Source organism: Bacillus sp. SD127 (assembly GCF_058566445.1).
Genome location: NZ_CP191226.1, coordinates 2,016,388 through 2,040,066, shown reverse-complemented (window position 1 = coordinate 2,040,066; position 23,679 = coordinate 2,016,388). Strand labels below are relative to the sequence as shown.

Below are 23,679 nucleotides of genomic sequence, written 5' to 3'. Positions count from 1 at the left end.
ACCACTGCCATATCGCTTTATATATCACCTTCTCTTAGCTAATATGTTCTAAGTAGGAGGTGATATTTTGTTTGTATCGCCAATGCTATTGCATTCAATAAAAGAGCCATTTGACGACGAGAACTATATCACTGAGCTCAAATTTGATGGAATCAGACTCATCCTTTCTAAATTTGATAATCAGATTAAGCTATACACTCGTCACAACAACGAAGTAACAAGCAAGTTTCCAGAACTCTTGGACTTAGATATTCCAGATGGAACAGTACTCGATGGTGAAGTTATTGTAGCTGCCCCAGGGGGTGCTCCTGACTTTGAGGCTGTAATGGAACGTTTCATGTCCAAAAAATCAGCCCACAATATCGTTTACTGTGTCTTTGATGTTATCTATAAAGACGGTCAGTCAATAGCAGCTAAGCCACTCACTGAGCGTAAGATAGCTCTTAACTCACTTGAGCTGAATCATCCCAATGTCTTTGTAATCGAAGGAATTGAAGGTAACGGACTCGCTTACTTCAACCTGGCCAAAGAAAAGAATTTAGAGGGAATCGTACTCAAGAAAGCTGACTCCCCTTATGAGACCAATAAACGTTCGCATAATTGGCTTAAAGTGATTAATTATGATTACACTGAAGTTCTCATAACCGGCTACACGAAAAAGGATATAAAATTCCTTCTGTCTTATCCTGATGGAACTGCAGCTGGATTTATGGAATTCATACCAAACGCAGAACGTGGCAAATTTCATTCTATGAAACAAGTAAAGTCTGAATCTGATGATTATGTATTTATTGAACCTATCTTATGTAAGGTTAAGCACAGATTTAAGACTAAGCACGGAAAACTCCGCATACCTTCCTTCGAATCATGGAGAGTGTAATCTCTCCGTTACATAACTCCTTAGAGCATAGCCTATAAAAGCAAAGTGAAAACTTAGTACATGATTCAATTAGTTTATTTGTTTTTCATCCATTCATCGAAGCTATAGGGATAATCGGCAGTCTCTATAAATCCGATCTCCTTCGCCTTCTGACGGATTTTCATACATCCCTCATAGCTGTAAGCCCAGATTTCCTTATAATCTCTTAATTCACCGTATTTCCCTGTGATTATAAAACGTCTAAAGCTATTGATCATCTGCCACACGTTACCTCCGTGTGAAAAGCCGTTTGGATCGTGGCGTAATTCATACGGATAAACGTCTTCTCCCGTGTATTTATCAACAAAGAATAGCTGTGTCCTGAATTTGAAATACGCTTTTTGATTGGATTGTCCTGAGATGTTTTCTTTGCTATAGAAAGTTCGACGATCAATGCTTGCGATAAGCTTTATCAGGTCATTAATATCATTCATGCGTTTAATTAGCCCTTCCCTTTAGCCCTTCCCTTACCCTCTTTCAATAAAATAAATATTTTATGCAGTTTCTTTCTTGAGAGTCACCTTATACTTCACAGCCATATCTTTAACAATCGCTAAGAAAATCTCTGTAAGCTTTGGATCTTCATCAATGATATCCATAAAGTTTGCTTTTTCTACTTTTGTTTTAGACGCTCCCTCTTTTTTCATGTTATTTCTTTTATTATCAAGTCTTCTTCGCAGATTACATTTTCCTCGAGTTTCTAAGGTTTTGTAACTCTCAGACCATACTGCCGAGTGACTTAACCCACTTTCTTTTGCTATTAATCTAATAATTTTGTTGATTTCTTTTCTCCAATTCGATGGATTCAATCCAATCAAATCAAAGATTCTTTTTTGTTCATTTTCAATAACAGTTATTCGTTTTTCTTGTTGCACCATATTGTTTACTGTTGCAGCTAAAACCTCTAACTCTGTTTGTGGTTGTTTTAATTCTTTTTCCATCTCTTCAAACTGAGTGACATAATGTGCCGTAAACAAAACGCCCTTTGTCCCATTCATTTTGTTTGCAACCATGTCACACCCCTTACGAGTGAGGTAGTAATGTTTGTACGGTTTTCCAGTTCCTGCTTGATAGGAACTCTCAATGAAAAATTGGTCAGAACGGAATTTTCCGTTTTGATGTAATACCGATAAATACCCATCAATCTTCTCTAATAAATCAGAGTGTCTTATATTAAGCATATCCTTCACTTCACGACTATCCACCAAAAGTTGTCCATCTCGTTCGATCACAGTTAAATTATTATTCAAATAAAATCCCTCCATTTATTTTGATTTCATTAAAAACTATCTTTTATTTAGAAGTCTCTATTGATTTCCAGTCAAACTTTTCAAGTATCTTAAACAGCTGCTCAACTTTCGGTGCTCTCCAAGCTGTCATTGCGTAAGTATGAGCTTCTGAAGTGTAGTGATGCCTATTTAATTTGATATGAGCCTTCGCTTCTGCTTTGGTCAAAAACATTGTATCCGGCCGTACAATATGAACCTTTCTTTCTGGAATTAAATCTGCTTCTTCATCAATGTATTTTTGAATCCACTCAATAGGATCGTCAAAGTCGTCCTTTTTTAACTCTGTTAAAGCTTCCTTAGAGAGCTCACTATCTTCTTTTAAATCTTCTAAATAATCATCTAAAACATATGCTTCTGCAATATATGGCAGGTATACAGAATACCGTTCTGCATTTTCCTCTCGAGCTTCGACCCATTCATAATCACCAACTGTCCAGAAACGTGGTGCAGCTTGACCGTCGTTGTCTTGATTTTTCAACTCTTGCTGAAGTTCTTTTAAAAACTGAATATCTTGATTCATTCGTTTCCTCCTATCTGTTTAAAATCACGATTTTAATTTAACTTTAATGTGTATTGCCTTGAGAAAATCCCCTTTAATTGGTAAACTCATACCTAACTTACATACGAGTGGGTGATTCCTTGAATAAAACAATTGGTATTACTGGATTAATCATCAGCATAGTAGTGCAATCATTTTCGGCCGATGATTCGCTATCCCACAAGATTGCTACGGGTTTGTTATTTTTATCAATAATGATTTATAATTTTGAACATGCTAAAGACTATTCTAAAAAGTCACTTGTAATTTTAGGAGTTTCCTTTATTGTTTTTATGCTAGTGATTTATAAACTCCTCTCTTTTGCCAGCGATTACTTTGAAGAGCTTAATGTGAATTTTGGATACATCCTTTTAGTTGAAATAGTATTGATTATTGCTTTAGTGTCGATTGCAGTAAACGTAATGAAGTACATTGCGAACCGGTTAAGGAAAACACCTAAAGGTAAAGAGCTTTGACTCTTTGCTTTTTTTTAAGCTAAATACTTCTTCCTGTGCGATCTTCTATGTACAAAATCAAATGCGATATCAACCTTTGCCGGTTCCTTCTCCTCTGCTACTCGTTCCGTAACAACAATCAGTTGTCCATTTTCCTGGCGTTCAATGCTATGGACTGAATATCCTTTAGCAGCGTAATATTCACCAATAATCTCATCAACGTGGTTGCTAAGCAGATTCCTCTTTATCACCCTTATAACCTCCATATATTTTATTTTTATCCTTTAAATATTTATATGTATTCCATCCGCAGCCGTCAAATACGCTTATGTCCGCTCCAAGATGCCATCTAAACCAAACTAAGTTAAACCAGGCTGTATCAATTATGTGCTTTAAATAACCTATGTGCCTTCCTCCTTACAATGAAACAATCCTTTTATTCTGTTTTTTATCAAAATAGCTTACTGTATCTATTCGTTTTCTCAAGTCCGCAAATCTCACAGACGCATTCCTGCTCATAGCTGTTGTTTCCAACCTGTTCTTCATCATTCTTATACCATTCATGCTTACATTGTTTTTGCAGTTCACTTTTTTGTTTAACTAATGGTTCGATTTTTTCCTTTTTAAACTCTCTAATTTCTTTTTCAAACTGCTCGATTTTCTCGTTAACTTCATCTAATTCTTCAATTAACATTTCTTCGTCTTTAAACGGATTTTCAGATAGCAGTTCCCAGTCTTGCTCTAACTCTCCTAAGGTTTCGTTGTCATACCCATTAAATACATTGTCATATAGTTTGAGCTTATAATACATTTCCCCAAGCATATGAGTGTAACTCACAAGCTCAGCAAAGCTTCCAGTTCTTTTATTTTTAAAATATAGCTCTAATGGTAAGACGGGTACAACAGGACGTTTGTCTGTGTAAATAAACTCTACCCCATCTTGCGTTTGTTTTTCTAAAACATGTCTACCGTCTCCGGCAACCCCTCTATACGTATACTTTTCCTGATTTAAATAGCATTTTTCACCTGGATTTAATTTGTTGTCTAACAACACTTCATGAATTTTCATTTGATAGTGTCTCCTTTTTAATTGAAATAAGTAATATCTAGTTCAAAATTAAAATTGGGATGAAGTCTCCATAGTTGATGTCCTAAGTAAGTTTTCTTGGCGTAATTTAAGCAGTTTCTTGTGCCACTTTTACTTCCGTCATAAACAGCTACTATTGCTTCACTGTGATCAATCATGTATTCATTTCGTTTTTGCATTTTAGCCGGTGAAAACTCACCTGGTACAGCTCCACTAACTTTATATTTATCTAATTCTTCAACATTAATAATCTCATCTGCCACATCAAGCATACGTTTGTACCACATTTTTTGTTCTGCAGACCACACTTTATCTTGTTCTTTGAAAGGTGTAGCAATTATGTTTTTGATATGTGGGTATTTCTTCTTTAGAATATGTACACACCAGCAAGCAGCCTGATCAGTTCCTAACGCTCCGCCAGTTATGAACATGGACTTGTTTTCCTTATTGATTAATTCTTCAATTACTTCAAGCAGCTTATCTTTTAGTTTAAGCATTGTTGGATTTTTCATATCGTATCCACCCAATTTGTTCGGCCTATGACCAGTGAAGCACACCGTTTTCTTTCTTAAAGCCTCCTTTTCTTGATCTATCCGCTCACGTTCTTTTCTCTCAATTTCCATCTGCTTAATATAATCAGGATCACTAAGTTTTTTGAAATTGACTATCGGTTCTCACCCTTTCTTTAAAACAGTCTTTTTATTCAGTGTAAGAATGCTTGACAGACCCACTTGTCTACACCATCGTAAATTTCGACTTCGCAGTGTTGTCCATTTTCATATTTCCAAGCTCCTTGATATTCATCATTAAGTACATCAAATTCTTTATTTTCTTCATTAATTACTTGTGAATCTGTTAGCTCACACATATAATCTCCAAACTGGACAACGACCGCTTCCAAAGTTTTGTTTCTGTCATATATCACACGGATATCTTGCACTTTAAAACAGCTCCTTTTTCTTTAAAACTTCAATTTTATTTAGTTTTCTAATGCTGCAATAATCTCTTCTAATTGATCCCTGCTGATCCGGTAATATCTAGTGCCATCTGTTCCCCTTTGTGAAATGTTATTTTCAATCATTTCCTTTAAATCAACAACCAGTACTTTATTTTTCATTATTGGGGCCTCCTATCTGATCGTCAGAAAGCTCCTTAATTAACAATTGTCCGAGTTCATCACTAATATATCTCCAGTCAGCTCCTTCAGGCGTTCTAATACCAAGAGAAAAACCGCCACACAATCTATCCTCAGCCAACCTTAAAACACCATCACTTGTTTTAAGTAGCTCATGTTTAACCATCCCTTTAATCATTTCTCCTCTTCCTTTCTCTTTAAAATTTTACTTTTATCTAGAATTCATTTGGCTTCCAATACCACAGTTTCTTTTTCAAAATCATTTCTCAATTTGATAATGGAAGTTGATTTTAGATACCCTCTGTCCTTTGTCTTAGCCCATGCAAAAAATCTATTATGCAAAGGAGTGTAAAGGCTTCCTGTGTTAACCATATGCTCATGTTTGTTGCTGATCTTATGCTTTACTCCCCTCATTTGTTTCCAAAAGTTATAGTAAGGGAGCTTAAGTTTTGTCATGAACCCAGCAGCATCTTCAATTACATAACCCTCTTCCTCAATTGAAAAATCTTGTGACACGTCCAGATACCATCTATAGAAATCTGTCCAGTTACTAAACTCCGCAACTTGTTTTTTGCACTCAATGGATAAACACTCTGCAGTAGCTTTCACTTCACTGTAAGGGAGTTTTTCATATGACATCTGTCTTTTTACTATGTCTAAGAGGACTAGTTTGTCTTGATTGTATTCAATGATATGTGGATCTTTTTCTGGAAGTATTACTTCAAAAACGAATGAAACATTATTTAGCTTCAGATAATATTTAATGGCATTTACCGTAAATTCATCAAAGGTCTTGAAGAACAACTCCTCGACCCATTTCGCATGGTCATTTGATAATTGAGATGTAAAGGATTTAGAAGTGAATAATAACTGATCTGACAAAGAGTCATACCCCACAGTCCCTAAATATCCATTTGCCTTATCGAACACTGTTACAGGAAACTTCATTGTATCTACGAGATGATGCATTCTTGTTTCAGATCGTTCTCCAATGTTAAAAAATTTATCATAGCTTCTACTTACAATTTCATTATTCTGGGTGTTAATAAACAAACCCCTTGCCTTAATATTTGTTTCATCCCACTTTTTCTTTCTAAATGCTTGCTTTGTAAAATTAAATGATGAGATATTGTTTGGCATCTTGTTCTCTTGGACATATTCATGATCACGTAAGTGGGAAACCAAATCATCAATTGTTCCAACAGTTACACTATTACTCTGCACATCACTTGAACTTTGTTTAAAAACTTTATTCTTCACTTCATGCGTTTCAATTCCGTTCTCAGACAGTGTAACGACTCTAAGATGACCTCCTCTTTCCACTTGCCCTTCCAGGTTATAAGATCTTTCTGCTGCTAACACAGGTAAACGGTACATGTTTCTATGTCCATGAATCTGTACAACATTTTGGTCAGCCGTATTTTTTGCAAATTCATAATCAATATCGTCTGAATAATCTCCAACTCCATTGATAAATTGTGTTGTTGCGGTCATCAAGAGATTTTCAGGTACGGTTGAAACTCCTCCATGAGTTACAATGTATGTAGTGTTTTTATATGTAAAGTAAGCTAACTGATGAAACTTCCTGGCCAACTGTCTAATGTCTTTTTTATCAATGTTGGATTGTTCGATTTCTGGCTTAGTTTTGTTGTTAAATGTGTTGCTAGGTGTTTCTTCATCATTCCCATACATATTGATATATCTATCATGATTTCCTTCGAGAATAATCACATTTTTATAATCTTTAATTTTGATCATGAATTCTAACAGCTGTGCATTTTCAATACCTCTGTCGATAAGATCTCCTACAAAAATGTATAGTTCATTTTCATTCAAATCACCGTTTAAGTACTCTTGAAGCACAGTATTACACCCATGAACATCTCCGAAAATATGGATCTTTTTATAATCGTCAAAACATCTCGGCTTATAAGTCATCGTGTTTTCAAACTCATCTGGTTTTAGAACAGTTACCCAAGATGGCACTTTTTCTGTTGTCATTCTTTCATAAATATTTAGAATACTGCTTTCAGGAACATGTTTATGTTCAGCCCTCTTTTTATTTCTTTTTAAGATTCTCCGAACATCAACATCAGAAAAATCAACTACATATACACGGTATCTATATTTTTGAGCTAGTGGCTTATATCTTGAAATCGCACTTTGCTTTGAATGAGTTGCATCGACAATTGTGAATTCACCGCGATCCATCCTGTCTTCAAGCAATTTCATTAATAAATCCCACGCCTTGTTGTCGTGTTTTGGAGAGATTTCATATTTTCCACTTTTGTTTAACACAGGTGACTGAAACAGTAATCTAATATTGTCTGCAGAAAGAGTGTATTGCTCAAGTCCATTTTCCTTGATCCAAGTTGATTTCCCCACTCCTGGGCACCCTCTTAATAACACTAATGTTCTCATTTTCTATCAACCTTTCTATTTTTTGCTTTTATCCAAACTGCTTTCTCCAAGGGACATTGCCGACAACACTGTGATCAAGCATTTCTTCACAACATTTGCACAGAGTTGATTTAGTTATTGTCATATGAAATGAGTCCCACTTGCCACAACAGTGACAGGTCTTTTCAAAGGCTGCTGTCTCCTTTTGTTTTTCTCTTTCAAAGCCGTTGCCAGTTAACAATAAGCCGTTACTATAAAGGTCGCTCTGTCTTACTACTGCTTCTATGCTCCATGGGTATTTTCGCTTCTTTAAGTACCTTTGCAATAATGAATTGCTTCGGCTATTTCCAATCTTCATGAACTCTCTATTTTCAGTAAGATCAACTGTTCTTTTCATCACTTCGTCCTTTTAAACAGGTTTTCAAACCAATTTTTCTTTTTGTTAACCACTGCAAATCCGGGATTATTCATCCTAAACCCATTTGCTATCTTGTCCATGCTATTTAACTGCTTCTTCAATTGCTCAATATCTTGGGGTGTATTGATGGTCATTGAAATATTTGATTCTTTTACTTCCTGTACTTCGGAAATCATCTTATCTAAAGTGAGATCACAATACTCATCTTCCCAGTCGCCTATGAAATAAAAACGTTCAATCAAAGTACCGCTCGACTCATCTTGAAAAGTGCCGAATAAAATTGGATCCTTATCTCTCCGTTCTTTTTCGATCTGCCTTTCAACCTTCCCCGTATAATCTGTAAACACCACATAAAACCGATCCAATTTGTCTTTCACTTTGTTGTATTTAATGATTACATCATCAGGGATTTCACGTTCGTAATTTTCAAGCTCAATAATTTTGACAGTATCTTTTGCAATGTTATCTATGTATTCTTCAATGTCATCTCGATAAACAAACGTATCAATGCCAAGCTTTACAATCTCGCGTTCTTTTTCTATTGATTCTAAGTGGAATATCAGTTTCTTTGCAGCTTTAATTTGATTAGTTTGCTTATACTTATTGAGTAATACCAAGCAATTGTCGTAATATCTTTGAAGTTCTTTGTCTGTAACCTTATTTTTCTTTGATTTAATCATTTCAAAATACTGATTTGGTTGTAACAATTCCATCTTTCCACTCCTTTACTTAACTGATTCCCTCATATCCTCATATTTTTTATACTTTTCCCATTGCTGAAGCATATGTATCGCAATATCGTGAATAGTGTTTATGATGTCCTTCTTTTGAATACTGTCAATGTGTACAATCCAATCATTAGTCAGCTGCAGTAGTTGTTGTCCTGCATTCTTCGTATTGTATTCAAGTGCTTTTTTCAACTCATTCGTATTCATTTCACCACTCCCTTGTAACACTTTAAAATGCATCTTTTATCTAGACTGTAACCTCAAATCACTCCGCTTCTTCCTCCAAGTCTTTTACAATTTCTTTTAAAAACGGAAGGTGACTTTTGTTCAATGTGAAATCTGCCGTAATCATCCGAGAGTGTGAGTTCTCTTCAATGGTTATACAAAAACCACTTCTATACAACGCATCACCGTATTTATCTGTAATCAATCCATCTAACCTACTCACTCTGCATCCTCCTCATAAAGTCGTTTGAATCTCTGTACCGCTTTTCCTTCAGAATATAAAAATTCAGGTTTATATGAGATTAAAACCGATCGTTTGTCTATTGTCAGAACAGTGTTGTCGTCCTTATCTGTGGCTAATTCAGCTGGTACGTTACAGTGTTCAAATGCCTTTTTAATCTCTGCGTCGAAAACCTGTTTCTGTTCATCAAATGCTTTCCAAATATCATTATCCCAATTTTCAATGGGTTAAGGGTTAACCGGAAATACCTTTCCCTCTGGCGTAATCATTCGGAACTTCAATTCGTTCTTTTCTTCAGGATTCACTTCACGTCCTCCTCAGCCAAAACAATCTCTCATTCGTTATTTTTTCCACTTTATAATTTATGAGATTATTATTTTTCACGTATTCCTCTGCGTATTTCAATGCAGTTTTATCATCATTGGCAACGAAACTGAAATGCTTCCAACCGAATTCAACTTCGTACCAAAGCTTATATTCAATACGCTTTACTTCAGTATCAATCACTCTGCGCCCTCCAATAACTCCGGATTAAGATAAGAGTCTCCGATAACTTCAATTTCATCGAGTCGATAGCATAAAAACCTATCTAAAGCACTTATATTGCTGACGTGCTTCATTTTGTCAATGCCTTTCCCTCTCTCAATAACATATCGCTCAATGACATTTCTCTTAGTCATAGGACTTACATAAGATTCTTCGGTAATATCTTTTTGGTAAATATCCTTGCCGTTTTTATCCTTTAACCCTGTTCCCCACATGAGAGACGTATTTTTTTGAGTACCAGATGCAATACGGATGGGATAAAGAGCTCCAACGATATTGCGATACAGCCCCCATTCTCCACCTGAGATAATAAGACTCAGCTCATCATCATCCCAATAATGCATCTTCTCGCCGTCCCAAACTCTGTATGCTGTGTTCATTCAACTGGATCCTCCTCATCCGTATTTATGATTGCTCCAATTAGCTTAGTTAAATGAATCACTTGATCTTTATTTACAGCTGTGATTGCACCATACGGATGCTCTATGAAACATACTTCATTATTTTCATCGGTATATAAAGTACAATTACATGTAGTACACACATAATTTTCGGTTTGGCCTTCTAAATTAACTAAAGACCCTTCATCATGATCGAGCACTTCAATTTTCTTACCTTCTTCATAATCACTGATTTCAAGTTTTAACTCACCGAAAAACACTAATGGTTTAAGATAGAGCTTCAATTCATCTAATGATAATTCCAAGTGATATCCCCCTCCAATTTCAATCTCGATAAAACTTACATTTTATCCACTAATTTTAATTTTGTTACCTTAGTGAAAATTACACAATTCAATATGTACTTACTTCTTTGCCCTTACTTTCTTCTTCTCTTAACATATCTTCAGCTATATACATCCCCTCGTAAGCATAATCAATTATTGAATGAAATTCTCCGATGACTCTTCGTAAATTTTCCTCTTCTTTGTATGCTTTTAATCGCAGAATCGTTTTCATTAATTTATCGAGCTTTTCATCAAGCAACATAGCTCCTTTTATCATCTCCTATATACATATTATTTGTATTTGAATAAACTATAACCCATCATTCAATATCTGTCAATTAGATTCGGCCAATTTATGTGACCGAATCTAATTTTAATCTGAGAACATAAAGATCAATTCATTGATGTCATCCCTAAGCTTAACGAGGCTTTGTGGTGTAACTGAAATTGTAATATCTAATTTCTCTCCCTTGAAACCAAGTAGGAATTGATAATGTTCTGAAGTCAGCAATTTTTTTGTAAGTTTCAGACTAACCTCTTTGTAATTATCTTGATCAACAAATATATTCAAAACAATACCTTCATTCTCCTCTTGCTGCTGATTACATTATGTTTAATGGAGTCTTTCTTTTTTTTTTATTTTTACTCAGACAATTCTTCTGTATTTGTTATTTCATATTCCATATCACTTAATTTAAAATTTTCAACTGATCCGTCAGCTTTTAAAAACGAGACTTCTTTAGATAAAAGTAAATTTTCACAAATCCTGGTTACCAATGTTTCAGAGACTTCTGGACTATCTGCTTTGTTTTTGAGTACAATCTCCAGATTCAGTTCAATATTGTTTAAATAACCTGCCATCCTCATTCTCCTATGTTCAATTTTCTGTGATAAACCCTTAAGGCGTTAAGGGAACGTGCGTTCTGTTTTGTATAATCATTATACATAGAAAGTAGGTGTTATGCTAGTGGTTATTTATCGGCTTCGTATGGTATGATATGTATTATGTCTTTCCATAACAGAACGCAGGAGGATGTCCGATTATGATTAAAGTTGAGATCGGGCAATGCTTGATACCTGAATTATGTAGAAAGAAAGACATTACAATCAATGAACTTTCAGAGATAACTGGGATTAAGAAACAGCAGCTGAGCGACTATAATCGATTAGTTAAAGTAGATATGTCTATTCGAACTGCAAAAAGAATTGCTGCTGCTTTAGATTGTAATGTCGAAGACCTCTATGAATTCAAGGTTGAAAGGCATTGAAACGACTAAGACTTTGGTCTTGGTCTCCTCCTTAGTAAACCATATGGTTTACATGACCATCTTACTACATTTAAACATGTATTTAAAGTGATTATTTTGTCTATTTTTGTCGAAATGCGAATTTTTTCACAATTTTTTGAGATAAAAGAAAAATCCATTTAACCAAAATAGTCAAATGGATTTCATATTTAAATGGTCGTCTCTTTTATACCTAGTTCTTCTGCGTAATATTTATTAACTTCTTCCTCATTAATATAATCTTGCATTGAATAAACTGCTCGATATTTGGATTTCACTCTTAAATTAAAGTCATCTATAATCTGATACCTTACAGAGTTATCAATAACCCCTTTTTCTTTATAAAGCTGATATGCTCTATACAAATGACCAGATCTAACAATAGTATTTGGTGTTAAAAAGTTAATTTTAAAGAACTCAGATATATCAGTAATTAGATTAGTTATGACAAATTTACTTGCTTGGCCGTCTCCTTTGTTGGACGTTCTTTTTGTTTTAACTACATAATCATTTTCAACTAAAAAGACTTCTTTTGTTTGGCCTTTTGCCTTCCCATTCTTTAATTTATATTTAGTTTCTTGAGCTGCATTTAAGGCAATAACAAGACATTCACTACTAACTTTTAGTTTTCGTTCACCGTGCTTTGAATCATAGAGGGTTAAAACGTTACCATTTAGCATCGCATCCTCAACTTGCTTTTTCGTTAAACTTAGCAATTCAGAATGAGCTAAACCTGAAACCCCTTCAAACAACAGCCTTAATACAGCCTTTGATTGATAGTTAACTAATTGATTTTCCATTTCCTCTAATTCACTATAAGTAATATATAATTTTTTGTCTCCGAGACATTCATAAAGCTCTTCTTCAGAAATAGTTCTTGCCAAATTGGTTAATCCTTTACTTAACTTATATGAAATTGCCCAATCAATATACAATGACAATAATGCTAAGGTTCTTCGAACACTACCAATAGTGGTTTGATCGAATGATCGTATAAGTTCTAAAATTTGCATTGATGTGAAATCATAAATGTCTTTATTATATAAAGTCTCAGTAATCTCTGCTTTTGCAAAAATAGGCCTCATCTGCATAACCATACCCTCAGATAAGGTATCTAAATATTTTTCCTTAATCTCATTATTGAACATTGCAACAAACAACTCCTAAGTAATTACTCGTCTATTTTTAAATTGTTAAAGAAATTCCATATCTTTTGTGGTGATTTAGCATTTCCATTCTTGTCTACTACACCTAATTCATCCCACAATTTATTTTTCTTACTAAAGTCTATAGAGCTTAAAACATCGGTAATTTTACTTTCTAAATCATCTAGACTTACTCCATCTAACTGCAACTTCTTAGCTAGTACAACGTAGCCGTTAAAGAACAAATAGTTGTTCACAAAACTTCTCTTTCTTTCTTTTGCTATATCACCTAAGAACTCATCCACATATTGTGTAGCTAAAGCATCAAAGAAAGATGTAAGGTATCTTGCAGTTTTTAAAATATCTGCCTGAGTTGAAAAATCTTTTTTAGAATAACTTCTTTCAATTGCCTTTTTGAAGTCAGAAAAAGTTATAAGTAAGTTCTGATTCTGATTTATCCAGTCTCCATTTGTCTTTATATAATCACCAATTATGCTATTATCCTGAATGAACTTAACAATTTTATTAGAATAAACATTTTGACTCATCTCAGCTACTTTAGATTTCTTCACTGGATTTATTGTATTTTGTTGCCCAAAATGCTCTCTCGCCCTTTTTTGAGTGTAGTTATAGATGTCCACTTTAAAGGTTTCTTCAAACAAATGATCTAACTCAGGATGCTGTCTTATAGCCATAGTAATGCCTATTAGCCGGTGATACCCGTCTAAAACGTCTAAAATGGTGTCTTCAGTCACTGTAAGCGACATAGTGTCGTCATCATATTTTAATTCTTCGCCACAACTTGCGCTTCCAACACGTGCATTAAACGTAAAAACTGATTTAATTAATTTCCCATCTAAGAACAGTTCCTTTATTTCTTCAACCGATTGTTTATTGAGCTGCGGTACAGGTATCTCAATATCTGAGCCCTCTAGTTTTTTCGTTTTGTTCGTTCTTTGAGCATTAGGATTATAGTGCAATAACTTATTTTCAAATAGCATAAACAACTCTTTAGCAGTGATGGGGAAGAAATAATTATCATCCGAATACTTTACAACTTGTTTGAATGTATACGGAAATTTTATATCTTCCTCCACAGATCCTTCCCATAACGTTTCAATTTCTCTCATATCCGTTTCTGTGAAGTAATTTCGTGGATTAAACCTTTCACTTTCAAGAACTGAGTATAGGGACTTGGCTAAAAAGTACATATATTCTTTAGAAATTTCGACTTCTGGATTTTCTATATCATAAATTAATTTTTGTGTTGTCCCTGGAGTAATTTTATTTTTAGCCATCTCTAATTGAATATCGTTAATAAAAGATCTTATGTGTTTATTTTTCGAGATAGCATCTTTCATTTCTGAAAGCAGTTTCTCATTTGCAGACTGATCAAAGATCACTGTCATATAGCCTTTCACCTCATGTCATGTTGCTAAATTTAAAGTTACCAAAGGCAATCTGGTTAATCAAGAAGAATTATCATTTGAACTGAGTAATATACCGAAAAAATGATTATCGCTCATTTACATGCTTTATAAACTTTTTTAATGTAACAAGATCAGCGTTTTCAAAAAAACTAATAAAATCCTCTTGGGTTGCTTCATATAGTGGATTTAAATCGATTTTTTCATCCATTGTTACACCAGCAGAGTTCGCTATGTTAATCTTTCTGCTCATATATCTCTCTGTTGTTAATGTGTTTTTATGATTTCCTTGTTCTTTTGCTGCAAGTAAATCGTGACCAGAATTCTCATAGACATAGTCAATTCCTACACCCTTAAATGAGTGTAAGACTAATTCTCTTTCAGGAGGTATTCCTAACCTTTTTTTCGACCTTTTTAAGGAGTGTCGTAAAGATTGTTCCGAAAGCCCCTGAAAAACCAATTCAGTTTCGCTGTCATCCTCTTCCTTCAGCTGCAACAATTCCTCATAAAATACCTGGTTAATGCCTGTAGACACAACCTGAGATCCTTTATCAATAACTGTTACTATATAATGGCCTGTACTTTCATCAAGCTGTATGTCTTTCCATCTTACTCGCAAAATCGCACTTACACGAAAAGAAGTTCTGATGGCGAATTTAACAAACAGCTTTTTCATTAAAGGTTTCTGTCTTTCATTTATATACATATCCTGAGCGATTCTTTCGGCTTCTGTCTGGGTTGTTTTATCCCAGTTTTTAGTTACTGTTTTAAGCCTTTCGACAGTATTAAACACCGACAAGTCAATATAATCCTTATAATCATGCTCCAAATATGTATAGAGCATCTTCAGGGAGGTCATTTTTCTGTTAATACTATTATTAACTAATCCCTTTTCCTGAAGATACTTCACATAGTTGCTTAATTCGCTTTTACTTACAACTAAATCATCGGGAACTAAACTTTTGACATCTTTACCTTTAATCACACTAAAGAACTGCTTAATATCCCCTTCATAATTCTTTCTGGTGTTCGACACCCTTCTAGTTGATGAAGGCATCATATAGTTAGAATTCCCTGAGCTACTTCTTATATCTTTATTGATTAAAAATCCTTCGATATCATCGTAAACCGCATAATTTTTTAATTGTTTAACTTTATTTTGCATTATCTTCTCCTCCTTTCTCATCTAATAACTCATCAATAGAGACATTCAACACCAGAGCGATAAGCTTTATGGTTGTAACATCTGATTCATCTGGCATTTCAATGATTTTGTTTAATGTCTGAATATCAATCATTGTCTCCCTCGACAATTCCTCTATTGTGATGCCACGTTTGACCATTAGCTGTTTTATTCGCTCTGACATGTCAACCTCCTATTTTTTATGTAAACTATAGAATGCAGTGCGTATATGTTATGGTTGATAAATAAACTCTTCAAATTCAATTGCAATGTGTCGTTTTAAATTCTTAACAAAATGTATTAGGGATCTAAAATGTGGATTATTTTCAATGTTTCTTTTTAATCCATCGCCACCTAATAATACTCTATTTAGATCTTTTAATAATGTTGCTACCTCTATTTTTGCACCATGTAGATCATCTTCAGTTTTTGCATTAACAATCATTTTCCTAATGTTTAGTACGCTCTCTATGTAAGTTTGTTTCGCATTTAAAACAAAATCGGCATCAATATCTTTATGATTTGTAGACCTAAGTTCTACAACATGCATTATTAATCCTCCTTGTATTCACTTAGCAATTTCATGTATCCTTTAGTTAGTTGTTTTCTAACATTTTCATTCTTCATTATTTTTGACTTTTCAATGCTTTTTTCATGAAAGAACAAATCATTTTTAACTAAGCTTTCAACTTTCTTTTGGTAAATGGTTTTATGCATTGTCATACTGTTTTTCAAGTAACTAATTGCGGACATACCACCAACCTCCTATATACATATTTTTTATCTTTTGCATCTATAGCAATTGTAATGCATTACAAAAGGGAAGTAAAGATTTTTTTAACGACAAATAGCACATTCTACGCAATTTTTTTTGCGAATGTGCTGCTTTGTAATGTATTTCATTTAATTAGGGCGTATGTACTTGAAGTTGATCACTAGATGTTATAAAAACTTAATATTTAAGTGATGGCCTTAAAACTACAAAAGACGCTTAGCTCAAAAGAGCCAAACGTCTTCCATTTCTTTGGTTAATTTAATTAAGTAAATAATAATACTAATAATTCTATGTGTCAATGTTTAATTACGCTCCACGGACAATGCCAGCAACTTGATAGTCCCCTGAAGCTTGTTCATTTGAAGATGCTTTAGCACCCACAAACGAGATTGATAAAACAGCCGCAATAGTAATTGCCATAATAAATTTCTTCATTTTATCACCTCCTTTCATTATTAAGTTTACATAGTAATAATCTTTAGTAATCTTGGATTTTCGCCCATTTTTTCTAACTGAATAAGAGGCATTTTAATAGAGAGCTTGTCCTGCGATGCTTTGAAATACTCGACAGATTTAAAAAATGCTTCTTTCTCGTTCGTTATAAGTCCTTTTAAATAATAATGGAACCCCAATTCGTTCTCATTTTGGTCTCTTTCCTCTAGTTTGTTTAACAATTGAAGTGCTTTGCTTAGTTCTTTATGATTAATTAATTCGAATATAACCTCTTGCATGTCTGTCACTGCATCTGAGTCATAATTGATCCATTCATTTTCCTTGTTCCAAAAATTGTTTAAAAAACTTAAATTTCTTTTGAAAAACTCCTCAAACCCTGGATTCCCTTTAGCAAACTTCAATCCAATTAAATAATTCTGCTTGCTTAAATTAAAGTCTGAAAAAATGTATGAAGTTCCAATGGTTAAATAACTAAATACCAAAAATCTTTGAGTGTCAGTAGATGATATTGCTTTTTGTGCATACTCCCTACACAATTCAAGATTATTTTCATTCAAATAAATATTTGATAAGAGCACATTTATGCGAGTTTCAAAAGAGTTTTTTAAATATCGATTTTCTTTTATTTCACTAAGGTCTATTTGCTGAAATAAAAGCATCATCGGAGCGAAGTTTCCTTTATTTAAACAATCATACATAAGGAGCATTTTTGAGAATATGTTCATCTCTGCAGTTTTAATTCTTTGTTTTCCAATGTTTGCAGAGGCTTCAAAAACATCTATTTCCCCTTTTGACAGTTCTCTATGTATTCTATACACTTTTCCATATTCTTTACTTTTCATATTGCTGCAAGAAATCATTGAATCTATTAAAGCATCCTCTATTTCAAAAAACATATTTGCATCAGCATACTCCAATGCACTTCTTGCTGCCTTTGTCTTTACATCTAGGTTTAAACAGTAATCTTTCATTAATTCATATTCACGGTCTGGATACTGACTCTTAACAATGTTGACTATTGAAGAAAATTCATTAAAAGTTTTCCCATCATGGTTTAAGAAGTCATAAAGAGGATTGGGGTTTTTAAGGCCAGCTACTGTTGCCCATTTATTCATTAAAGAGTTGTCATTTTCCAAGTCTTTCTTCATAGCTATCCTTATTAACTCCATTATTTCCCCTCATTTCTTTTTGTTGTCTTTATTGGTTAACTTAATAATACTATAGATCATATTACGAGTCAATTATTTTATACATATTTTTTGCATTTGTATTCTCTTTAAAATTCCTATTTTAACCAGACAAGGGCTTAGGCTTGTAAAGTGCCCCTGTCCCATATTTTCTAACCGTATTCGTAATAGACATCCTTTTGCTTCAGTCTTTCAATCACTAAGTCTTTAAAAGGGATATCTCCCAAAATAGCAAACCGAATATGATCAATTTTTGTTCTGTTGCTTTGCGTCTCTTGCGACAATATTCTTTCTATATTATTTCGTTCAAAAGCATAACTTTGAAGTTTTTTTCTATACCGCTTATAATCCTCAATTGAACAATTGTTTACTTTTGTAAAATGAATTATCAATCTATCCAACTGCTCTGAAGATAAAACTAATTGCGACCTTTTAAAATGCTGGAATGCATGACAGTTTGCACAAATTAAATCCAGACCAATTAACTTGACAACCCCATTATCAAAATCGTATTCTTCTATTTCATGTACATAATTCTTTATAATTTTCTTCCTTTGGGTGGTGTTTGCATATATCACATGTGTAGTTATTCTCTTTTAGAATCTGGGGTCTAATCTTCTTTAGCCACAATGATTGAGTTAGATTTTTTCTAACTGTCTTTCCATGAAACATAGTTGGTTTAGCATCAATTTTTAATTTAAAATGAGCGAACTCATCCATATGAAAACCTCTTTCCTATCCTAATTTATTTTAATTTTACTTCATGATAAACTGCAATTGGTTCAACAGCTATATTAGGGTAAGAAACAGAGGCGAACATGTCATTAATTTTCGAAAACTCTTTCAAAATTTCGTTTATTACTCTTTCTAGAGACTTTTCACTTTTTATATTATCCATCTTAATACTGGCACCAAAGTCTTTAAAGTTATCTTCAATATTCCCTGGTTTATTAGGCGGGATTTTCGTTATTTGACAAATCATATCCCATTCACCTTTTGGTTTAGAACCGTATTTATAAATCATATTTCTAGTTGTTTCACGCAAATTTTCAGGATTAATTGCTCCAATAAAATTAATCCCTTTTTGATTTTTGACTTCAATTGTGGTTAAGTCAGAGTAAACACTTTGAATAAAATCTGTAAAGCCACTTATATCATCATTTTTTTGACCACCTCTTATTAAACTATCTACAGTACCAATTTTCTCTATTGTACTCCCTAAATCTTGATAATCGTATATTGAAAATTCACCCTTAACTTTTACAAAAATTCTTTCATTTCTACCTAATGCATTCCTATCTAATTTTGAAACATCTTTATATGGTAAAACGTTAAGAAGTTCAGTTAGTGCAAAATCATGAAGTGTCTTTTGTTCTTGCAGTCCTTTTGTGTTGTTGTATGTATACTTTCCTTCTGCAGATAAAGGTACCCCCAGCAGCTCTAAGATCTTCGATGATTTAGCTGTCCCTTCTAACTCATGATTTTTCTCCTTAGTTTCAATTATTGATTCAACAATTCCCTTATTTAACTGAGCAAGAATCGATTGAATTTTGTCTCCATTAAAGTACACAATGTCTTTATATATCATGTAACAACACTCCAATTCTTATTTAAAATAATAGAAATAAAAGATTGAGGATGTTTTATTCAAACCATTTACTTTTTAAATTGTTCCTTGTGTAACAGAAGAATTGTAGATGTGGATTAGATTTATACCTCCTCCATGACTCTTCTCTAAGATCTAGCCTATACTTCATTTTACTTTTATTTGCAATACTTTTAAAAATTTCTATTGAACAAAAAAAGACAATTAAGTCTGCTCCTCTTTCAAAAACTGTAGCTATAAATGGTTTGAAACCTAATCTTTCACAGGCTTTTTCAGCTGATTCAAGAGCTTTCTGAGTAATTCCAATGCTGGGCTTTCCGTCAACTAGAGATTTAAATTTAACTGATATTCCCCAGTTTTCACCCTCTTCACTTCTAGCAAAGATATCAATCCCCACATAATCAAATTTCACACACTCAAACCCCTTGCTGGATAAATAAAAAAGAATCATTTGTTCACCAAATTTTCCTGCTATATCAGCATGCCTTGAACTTTTAAATACTAACTTTCCTCCATCCTGCCCCATATATGTAACCCCATTCTGAATAAAATGATTATTTTATTACTATTATACTACAATTTTCCATGGTCACACTAAACAAAAAGCAGTCTATTCAGATCTGCTCCTTGGTGTTTTCTTCTTTTAACTTTTTGTTTAGCTTGAATCCAATTAAAACATTGACAATCGCAGCCGGAAGATATAAAACTCCTGCACCTATTATTCCTAATGCAGTACTAGAGATCAATATAAATGTCTGCATGTCTATGTTTCTTGACTTCAAGCAAAGTAATACTAGGAGGCCAGCTAAAACCCCCATAAGCCGTGCAATACCTGGAATAAAGAAATCTGTTAGGACTCCAAATAATTGCCCTATAATTGATAGCATAACCCCGAAAAAGCTGGACAATAAAACTAAATTTTTAATGCCATTTCACCCCTTTTCAAAGCCGCTTCCATTCAACAAACTCAAACCGCTTCTGATACAAGTCTTCAAGTATAGCAGCCCATTCAATCCATCCTTCAGCAACAATACTCTTCTTTTCCCCATCCTCAATCCACTCTATCCAGTACACCTGAACACTCCTAACGCTTTACGACTTGAATTTCCCTCACCTCACATTGCACATTACACTTCGTTTTCAGCTCACTTGCTACCTCGATGACTTCTAACATATTATGCATTTTAGATGCTTCATGGAGGTCGCTAGATGTCAAATAACCGTCCTCATCTAACTTAAATGATTTGAAGTATTCCTTGTTTTCAAACTGCAGTACATAAAAATAATCAATCAAAGGCATAAATCAACCTCTTTTAAATAATTTTGTAATCCTCATTACTAATGGAAGCAAACCAATTAACATGAAAAAAGCAATAACGTTAAGTTTATTTTTGAAAAACAGGCTGGCCAAATTCCTTTCCATGCCCGCTGTTGTTTCTTTATCCATGAGTTCTTTAAACTCTTCGTCATAGACCTGATCAACAAAAATAAACTTAATGCCAGTCAATAATCCAACTCCAAGCCAGATAATTAAAAAATAAGCTAATCCAATCATTTGTTCCCTCCCTATATCGAACGTAATTTGGTATTCTTGAGTATGTTGAATAAATTATGTAGGTGATCTTGTGGAAGAGGCATACGAAACAAACGGGTATGATACTTCAATCGTTTATGATTATAAAGAATATCCTGATGTAAAATACGGCCGCTGCGACAATTGTGATTACACTTTGTTCAAAAGCTCTGTGAAGAGTGGAATATTCTTGCGGGAATGCCGGCGATGCGGTATGAAAAAGAGCATTTAGTTTAATGCTCTTTTTGTTTAAATTATAATCATAAGAAAAAGCTTCTGTTTGATTTAAAGAAACGCACGTATCCATTTTTGTAATCTTTATCATAATGTTCGGTAATTGAAATCAGGGCTTTTTCAAAAGAATCTTCTAAGTTTTGCACAGATGTATTAACTAGCACACTTCCGTTCTCTTTAAATTCATTCAACAACTCTTCAATTTTTTCTCTCATACATTAATCAACCTTTCATTTCCTTTTGCTCTAAACTCCTTAAACATTTGTTTTAATACTTTAGCAGTGGCAAAGCGTCTTTGATGAACTTTGTTATCGATTTTATGATTGTTATTATTTGCATGCTTTAAATTACTTTTGAAATCATCTTGTTTATCCTGCACAAATTCTAAGAACTTTTCCTTTTCTTCTTCATTTTTAAATATTAAAACTACTTCTAAAAAATTTCTGCAAGCAATCATTCCATCTTCACTTTGTTCATCTATAAAGAAATTATGTAAATTGTATAAAAGGTCTCCTATAATAAAATATTTAAAATCATATATATCATCGAACCCAAACTTAATATATTCCCACTCAGGTGAAGGAGTCATATATTTGCCCCCATCTAACGTAACTAACTGTATTTCCTTAAGAACTGTACCATTCACTATAAGTTCAGCTTGTTGAGTTGTAGTGTGTTCATTATACACAGCATAAGAATAAAAACTCTGTTATTGTCTCTCTTGGAGAATCGGTGTATTTATACCTTAATTCATACTCAGGACTATAAGTATAGTAGTATCCATAATCATTGTATTCCCAAGAAAGTTTGTCTTTCAAGAGTTGATTAAACCGCTCTAACCCTGTTTTATTCAAACCAAATCTCTTTCTCCATAAAGTTTCTATTACAGAAATTGTAGAGTTTTGGTCAATTGGAGTATTACTGTCACCAGTTCTTGTGTAAATAAAACCCGATTTTACTTTTTTGTAATCCTTTTTTAAAAAATAAGGCACTTTAATTGAATTGAGTATTATTAAAACGTCAATTGTTTTCCCTCTTAACTTTAACGATCTTAAAAATACGTTAGGTCTATCACCGGAAAAATTTAAATTTCTAAGCATATCTATAATGTTGGCTTGTTGTTTTCTCTCATGCTCATCCAAACCTTTAAGTTCACCCGAATCGGAAACTCCAACTATTATAAAACAATCTTTGTCGTGAACTGTATTTGCAAAACATAGAATATCATGTACCAATTTCCCATTATCAGTATGCCATTTTTCTTTAAAATCCCAGTATTCTCCTTCATACCCTAAACTCAACAACCTGTTTATCTTATTTTCTAATTTCTCCATCATAATTTCTCCCTATCTGTATCGTTAAAGGAATGATTTTTGGAATAAAACACTTCTTTTATCTTGATTCTATTTAAAGTCATTATTTAATTATTTCTCTCCCTAGAACTCCCATGATATCGTCTTTTAGATTATAGGGCGGTAGTGTTGGAACATTATAATTAAATATTTTTAGTATTTTTCCCAGGTGCCTTCTCATTTGTAACAATTGAAAAGTATATGCATCTACTTCACTAGGCTGATTCAAATAAGCAATGTAATCATCATAAGGATTAATTACTTGTTCATCTTGATATTTATTTTTATTTACCTGCCAAGCATGACGGATTTCATGAAAAAGATTACCAATAAAATTAACAGTATCCATTATGTTGTTTTCAATATCGTTATAAGTTAAATAAATACGAATTTCTTTAGTATCCTTATCTACACTTCCACCAGGCCCATTACCAGACAGGATATACTCATAATCTTTATTGGTCGGATCGTTTTTTAATTTGTCCTCAATTTCTTTTCTTGTAAAAAATACAATTTTAAAGTCAGAGCACTCTTTAAGAATAGACGATGGTAGCAACATAGTACACTTTTCAATTTTTTTATATAAGGATGTATTTATTTTTTCGCTGATTATCATGTGTTATCTCTCCTTCACTTTTTGGATTAGTTGGGGCAGTATTTGATTACCCCCTTTGATACTACAAGTATATTTGTGCACTAGCTTTAAAAATCAAAAAGATTTAACTGTTCTACTTTGTGTTTAAAAGGTCT

At 33.4% G+C, this 23,679-nt stretch carries 43 protein-coding genes and 1 pseudogene; 4 read left to right on the top strand and 40 right to left on the bottom strand.

The window, feature by feature from the left end:
• The first annotated feature begins 67 nt into the window (after nucleotides 1-67).
• Entirely contained in the window at nucleotides 68-880 is an 813-nt protein-coding gene (locus ACQVGS_RS10845) for an ATP-dependent DNA ligase (protein ID WP_283912352.1), read from the top strand.
• 74 nt (nucleotides 881-954) lie between these two features.
• Here the strand turns inward: ACQVGS_RS10845 and ACQVGS_RS10840 are convergent, their stop codons facing one another.
• The 3 genes from ACQVGS_RS10840 to ACQVGS_RS10830 are packed head-to-tail and all read right to left on the bottom strand — an operon-like array spanning nucleotide 955 to nucleotide 2,728.
• Nucleotides 955-1,353: a YoqU family phage-derived protein gene (locus ACQVGS_RS10840; protein ID WP_283912353.1), complete on the bottom strand. Its 399-nt coding sequence runs from the start codon at nucleotides 1,351-1,353 to the stop codon at nucleotides 955-957.
• Between the two features lie 60 nt (nucleotides 1,354-1,413).
• The gene (locus ACQVGS_RS10835) at nucleotides 1,414-2,169 is read right to left on the bottom strand and encodes a Rha family transcriptional regulator (RefSeq protein ID WP_255002991.1); all 756 of its coding nucleotides are present in this window, start codon (nucleotides 2,167-2,169) and stop codon (nucleotides 1,414-1,416) included.
• 43 nt (nucleotides 2,170-2,212) lie between these two features.
• Nucleotides 2,213-2,728, bottom strand: a complete 516-nt coding sequence (locus ACQVGS_RS10830) for a hypothetical protein (protein ID WP_255002992.1) — start codon at nucleotides 2,726-2,728, stop codon at nucleotides 2,213-2,215.
• A gap of 119 nt (nucleotides 2,729-2,847) precedes the next feature.
• Here ACQVGS_RS10830 and ACQVGS_RS10825 point away from each other — a divergent pair, with 119 nt between their 5' ends.
• Nucleotides 2,848-3,222, top strand: a complete 375-nt coding sequence (locus tag ACQVGS_RS10825) for a YoqO family protein (RefSeq protein ID WP_163113709.1) — start codon at nucleotides 2,848-2,850, stop codon at nucleotides 3,220-3,222.
• Between the two features lie 14 nt (nucleotides 3,223-3,236).
• Here ACQVGS_RS10825 and ACQVGS_RS10820 read toward each other — a convergent pair whose 3' ends face one another.
• From ACQVGS_RS10820 to ACQVGS_RS10735, 18 genes and pseudogenes are all read right to left on the bottom strand, one after another.
• Nucleotides 3,237-3,467 (bottom strand): hypothetical protein, encoded by a 231-nt coding sequence (locus ACQVGS_RS10820; protein ID WP_072557195.1) that lies wholly within the window; start codon nucleotides 3,465-3,467, stop codon nucleotides 3,237-3,239.
• A 185-nt stretch (nucleotides 3,468-3,652) separates the two neighbouring features.
• Complete coding sequence (locus tag ACQVGS_RS10815; protein ID WP_491831668.1) at nucleotides 3,653-4,270, bottom strand: hypothetical protein; 618 nt, start codon at nucleotides 4,268-4,270, stop codon at nucleotides 3,653-3,655.
• A 17-nt stretch (nucleotides 4,271-4,287) separates the two neighbouring features.
• The gene (locus tag ACQVGS_RS10810) at nucleotides 4,288-4,800 is read right to left on the bottom strand and encodes an SLOG family protein (protein ID WP_254061191.1); all 513 of its coding nucleotides are present in this window, start codon (nucleotides 4,798-4,800) and stop codon (nucleotides 4,288-4,290) included.
• A 191-nt stretch (nucleotides 4,801-4,991) separates the two neighbouring features.
• Nucleotides 4,992-5,228 carry a hypothetical protein gene (locus tag ACQVGS_RS10805; RefSeq protein ID WP_061187771.1) on the bottom strand — a complete coding sequence of 79 codons (237 nt, stop codon included), beginning with the start codon at nucleotides 5,226-5,228 and terminating at the stop codon, nucleotides 4,992-4,994.
• A gap of 39 nt (nucleotides 5,229-5,267) precedes the next feature.
• The gene (locus ACQVGS_RS10800) at nucleotides 5,268-5,405 is read right to left on the bottom strand and encodes a hypothetical protein (RefSeq protein WP_326128487.1); all 138 of its coding nucleotides are present in this window, start codon (nucleotides 5,403-5,405) and stop codon (nucleotides 5,268-5,270) included.
• Nucleotides 5,395-5,601 (bottom strand): hypothetical protein, encoded by a 207-nt coding sequence (locus ACQVGS_RS10795; RefSeq protein ID WP_326128486.1) that lies wholly within the window; start codon nucleotides 5,599-5,601, stop codon nucleotides 5,395-5,397. The genes ACQVGS_RS10800 and ACQVGS_RS10795 overlap by 11 nt, the downstream gene beginning before the upstream one ends.
• 44 nt (nucleotides 5,602-5,645) lie before the next feature.
• Nucleotides 5,646-7,844: an RNA ligase gene (locus ACQVGS_RS10790; RefSeq protein ID WP_491831665.1), complete on the bottom strand. Its 2,199-nt coding sequence runs from the start codon at nucleotides 7,842-7,844 to the stop codon at nucleotides 5,646-5,648.
• 28 nt (nucleotides 7,845-7,872) lie between these two features.
• A complete protein-coding gene (locus ACQVGS_RS10785) occupies nucleotides 7,873-8,220 on the bottom strand; it encodes a hypothetical protein (RefSeq protein WP_491831663.1) in 348 nt (115 codons plus the stop codon).
• On the bottom strand, nucleotides 8,220-8,954 hold the full coding sequence (locus ACQVGS_RS10780; protein WP_491831661.1) for a hypothetical protein: 735 nt from the start codon (nucleotides 8,952-8,954) through the stop codon (nucleotides 8,220-8,222). Before ACQVGS_RS10780 ends, ACQVGS_RS10785 begins: the two co-directional genes overlap by 1 nt.
• Nucleotides 8,955-8,966: 12 nt before the next feature.
• The gene (locus tag ACQVGS_RS10775) at nucleotides 8,967-9,176 is read right to left on the bottom strand and encodes a hypothetical protein (protein WP_491831659.1); all 210 of its coding nucleotides are present in this window, start codon (nucleotides 9,174-9,176) and stop codon (nucleotides 8,967-8,969) included.
• Nucleotides 9,177-9,234: 58 nt separating this feature from the next.
• Entirely contained in the window at nucleotides 9,235-9,417 is a 183-nt protein-coding gene (locus ACQVGS_RS10770; protein WP_283912354.1) for a hypothetical protein, read from the bottom strand.
• Nucleotides 9,414-9,704 (bottom strand): annotated as a pseudogene (locus tag ACQVGS_RS10765) (hypothetical protein). The gene ACQVGS_RS10770 and the pseudogene ACQVGS_RS10765 overlap by 4 nt, the downstream one beginning before the upstream one ends.
• Before the next feature lie 37 nt (nucleotides 9,705-9,741).
• On the bottom strand, nucleotides 9,742-9,942 hold the full coding sequence (locus tag ACQVGS_RS10760) for a hypothetical protein (protein WP_491831657.1): 201 nt from the start codon (nucleotides 9,940-9,942) through the stop codon (nucleotides 9,742-9,744).
• On the bottom strand, nucleotides 9,939-10,361 hold the full coding sequence (locus ACQVGS_RS10755) for a YopX family protein (RefSeq protein WP_283912355.1): 423 nt from the start codon (nucleotides 10,359-10,361) through the stop codon (nucleotides 9,939-9,941). Before ACQVGS_RS10755 ends, ACQVGS_RS10760 begins: the two co-directional genes overlap by 4 nt.
• The gene (locus ACQVGS_RS10750; protein ID WP_283912356.1) at nucleotides 10,358-10,687 is read right to left on the bottom strand and encodes a hypothetical protein; all 330 of its coding nucleotides are present in this window, start codon (nucleotides 10,685-10,687) and stop codon (nucleotides 10,358-10,360) included. The genes ACQVGS_RS10755 and ACQVGS_RS10750 overlap by 4 nt, the downstream gene beginning before the upstream one ends.
• Nucleotides 10,688-10,775: 88 nt before the next feature.
• The gene (locus ACQVGS_RS10745) at nucleotides 10,776-10,970 is read right to left on the bottom strand and encodes a hypothetical protein (RefSeq protein WP_003231036.1); all 195 of its coding nucleotides are present in this window, start codon (nucleotides 10,968-10,970) and stop codon (nucleotides 10,776-10,778) included.
• A gap of 111 nt (nucleotides 10,971-11,081) precedes the next feature.
• A complete protein-coding gene (locus tag ACQVGS_RS10740) occupies nucleotides 11,082-11,279 on the bottom strand; it encodes a hypothetical protein (protein WP_017697045.1) in 198 nt (65 codons plus the stop codon).
• Nucleotides 11,280-11,350: 71 nt separating this feature from the next.
• The gene (locus ACQVGS_RS10735; protein ID WP_491831654.1) at nucleotides 11,351-11,569 is read right to left on the bottom strand and encodes a YopT family protein; all 219 of its coding nucleotides are present in this window, start codon (nucleotides 11,567-11,569) and stop codon (nucleotides 11,351-11,353) included.
• A 182-nt stretch (nucleotides 11,570-11,751) separates the two neighbouring features.
• Here ACQVGS_RS10735 and ACQVGS_RS10730 point away from each other — a divergent pair, with 182 nt between their 5' ends.
• On the top strand, nucleotides 11,752-11,976 hold the full coding sequence (locus tag ACQVGS_RS10730) for a helix-turn-helix domain-containing protein (RefSeq protein WP_004399410.1): 225 nt from the start codon (nucleotides 11,752-11,754) through the stop codon (nucleotides 11,974-11,976).
• 188 nt (nucleotides 11,977-12,164) lie between these two features.
• Here the strand turns inward: ACQVGS_RS10730 and ACQVGS_RS10725 are convergent, their stop codons facing one another.
• The 15 genes from ACQVGS_RS10725 to ACQVGS_RS10655 form a co-directional block, all read right to left on the bottom strand.
• Nucleotides 12,165-13,142, bottom strand: coding sequence for a phage lytic cycle repressor MrpR family protein (locus ACQVGS_RS10725; RefSeq protein WP_491831652.1), 978 nt, complete (start codon nucleotides 13,140-13,142; stop codon nucleotides 12,165-12,167).
• A 23-nt stretch (nucleotides 13,143-13,165) separates the two neighbouring features.
• The gene (locus ACQVGS_RS10720; protein ID WP_003231030.1) at nucleotides 13,166-14,548 is read right to left on the bottom strand and encodes a DNA sulfur modification protein DndB; all 1,383 of its coding nucleotides are present in this window, start codon (nucleotides 14,546-14,548) and stop codon (nucleotides 13,166-13,168) included.
• Between the two features lie 106 nt (nucleotides 14,549-14,654).
• Nucleotides 14,655-15,731 carry a tyrosine-type recombinase/integrase gene (locus ACQVGS_RS10715; RefSeq protein WP_019712297.1) on the bottom strand — a complete coding sequence of 359 codons (1,077 nt, stop codon included), beginning with the start codon at nucleotides 15,729-15,731 and terminating at the stop codon, nucleotides 14,655-14,657.
• Nucleotides 15,721-15,933 (bottom strand): helix-turn-helix domain-containing protein, encoded by a 213-nt coding sequence (locus ACQVGS_RS10710; protein ID WP_116315982.1) that lies wholly within the window; start codon nucleotides 15,931-15,933, stop codon nucleotides 15,721-15,723. Before ACQVGS_RS10710 ends, ACQVGS_RS10715 begins: the two co-directional genes overlap by 11 nt.
• Before the next feature lie 48 nt (nucleotides 15,934-15,981).
• A complete protein-coding gene (locus ACQVGS_RS10705; RefSeq protein WP_116315981.1) occupies nucleotides 15,982-16,299 on the bottom strand; it encodes a hypothetical protein in 318 nt (105 codons plus the stop codon).
• A gap of 2 nt (nucleotides 16,300-16,301) precedes the next feature.
• On the bottom strand, nucleotides 16,302-16,502 hold the full coding sequence (locus ACQVGS_RS10700) for a hypothetical protein (RefSeq protein ID WP_004399418.1): 201 nt from the start codon (nucleotides 16,500-16,502) through the stop codon (nucleotides 16,302-16,304).
• Nucleotides 16,503-16,830: 328 nt separating this feature from the next.
• Complete coding sequence (locus ACQVGS_RS10695) at nucleotides 16,831-16,959, bottom strand: lysogeny pheromone AimP family peptide (protein ID WP_134819006.1); 129 nt, start codon at nucleotides 16,957-16,959, stop codon at nucleotides 16,831-16,833.
• 26 nt (nucleotides 16,960-16,985) lie between these two features.
• Complete coding sequence (locus tag ACQVGS_RS10690; RefSeq protein ID WP_491831648.1) at nucleotides 16,986-18,146, bottom strand: AimR family lysis-lysogeny pheromone receptor; 1,161 nt, start codon at nucleotides 18,144-18,146, stop codon at nucleotides 16,986-16,988.
• A 170-nt stretch (nucleotides 18,147-18,316) separates the two neighbouring features.
• A complete protein-coding gene (locus tag ACQVGS_RS10685) occupies nucleotides 18,317-18,742 on the bottom strand; it encodes a hypothetical protein (protein WP_491831646.1) in 426 nt (141 codons plus the stop codon).
• Between the two features lie 167 nt (nucleotides 18,743-18,909).
• Nucleotides 18,910-19,752 (bottom strand): DUF6414 family protein, encoded by an 843-nt coding sequence (locus ACQVGS_RS10680; protein WP_491831644.1) that lies wholly within the window; start codon nucleotides 19,750-19,752, stop codon nucleotides 18,910-18,912.
• Between the two features lie 55 nt (nucleotides 19,753-19,807).
• Nucleotides 19,808-20,296, bottom strand: a complete 489-nt coding sequence (locus ACQVGS_RS10675; RefSeq protein ID WP_491831642.1) for a hypothetical protein — start codon at nucleotides 20,294-20,296, stop codon at nucleotides 19,808-19,810.
• 88 nt (nucleotides 20,297-20,384) lie between these two features.
• A complete protein-coding gene (locus tag ACQVGS_RS10670; RefSeq protein ID WP_437368094.1) occupies nucleotides 20,385-20,657 on the bottom strand; it encodes a permease in 273 nt (90 codons plus the stop codon).
• A 55-nt stretch (nucleotides 20,658-20,712) separates the two neighbouring features.
• A complete protein-coding gene (locus ACQVGS_RS10665; protein ID WP_491831640.1) occupies nucleotides 20,713-20,844 on the bottom strand; it encodes a hypothetical protein in 132 nt (43 codons plus the stop codon).
• 10 nt (nucleotides 20,845-20,854) lie between these two features.
• Nucleotides 20,855-21,070, bottom strand: a complete 216-nt coding sequence (locus ACQVGS_RS10660; RefSeq protein ID WP_086343972.1) for a hypothetical protein — start codon at nucleotides 21,068-21,070, stop codon at nucleotides 20,855-20,857.
• A gap of 3 nt (nucleotides 21,071-21,073) precedes the next feature.
• The gene (locus ACQVGS_RS10655) at nucleotides 21,074-21,325 is read right to left on the bottom strand and encodes a hypothetical protein (protein WP_491831638.1); all 252 of its coding nucleotides are present in this window, start codon (nucleotides 21,323-21,325) and stop codon (nucleotides 21,074-21,076) included.
• A gap of 70 nt (nucleotides 21,326-21,395) precedes the next feature.
• Between ACQVGS_RS10655 and ACQVGS_RS10650 the strand changes: the two genes are divergently transcribed.
• The gene (locus ACQVGS_RS10650) at nucleotides 21,396-21,575 is read left to right on the top strand and encodes a DUF8096 family protein (protein WP_491831636.1); all 180 of its coding nucleotides are present in this window, start codon (nucleotides 21,396-21,398) and stop codon (nucleotides 21,573-21,575) included.
• Between the two features lie 28 nt (nucleotides 21,576-21,603).
• Here the strand turns inward: ACQVGS_RS10650 and ACQVGS_RS10645 are convergent, their stop codons facing one another.
• From ACQVGS_RS10645 to ACQVGS_RS10630, 4 genes are all read right to left on the bottom strand, one after another.
• Nucleotides 21,604-21,792 carry a hypothetical protein gene (locus ACQVGS_RS10645; RefSeq protein WP_075747637.1) on the bottom strand — a complete coding sequence of 63 codons (189 nt, stop codon included), beginning with the start codon at nucleotides 21,790-21,792 and terminating at the stop codon, nucleotides 21,604-21,606.
• On the bottom strand, nucleotides 21,789-22,223 hold the full coding sequence (locus tag ACQVGS_RS10640; protein ID WP_491831634.1) for a hypothetical protein: 435 nt from the start codon (nucleotides 22,221-22,223) through the stop codon (nucleotides 21,789-21,791). The genes ACQVGS_RS10645 and ACQVGS_RS10640 overlap by 4 nt, the downstream gene beginning before the upstream one ends.
• A gap of 34 nt (nucleotides 22,224-22,257) precedes the next feature.
• A complete protein-coding gene (locus ACQVGS_RS10635) occupies nucleotides 22,258-22,914 on the bottom strand; it encodes an AlbA family DNA-binding domain-containing protein (RefSeq protein ID WP_491831632.1) in 657 nt (218 codons plus the stop codon).
• A gap of 79 nt (nucleotides 22,915-22,993) precedes the next feature.
• Nucleotides 22,994-23,545: a hypothetical protein gene (locus tag ACQVGS_RS10630; protein WP_491831630.1), complete on the bottom strand. Its 552-nt coding sequence runs from the start codon at nucleotides 23,543-23,545 to the stop codon at nucleotides 22,994-22,996.
• Nucleotides 23,546-23,679 lie beyond the last annotated feature (134 nt).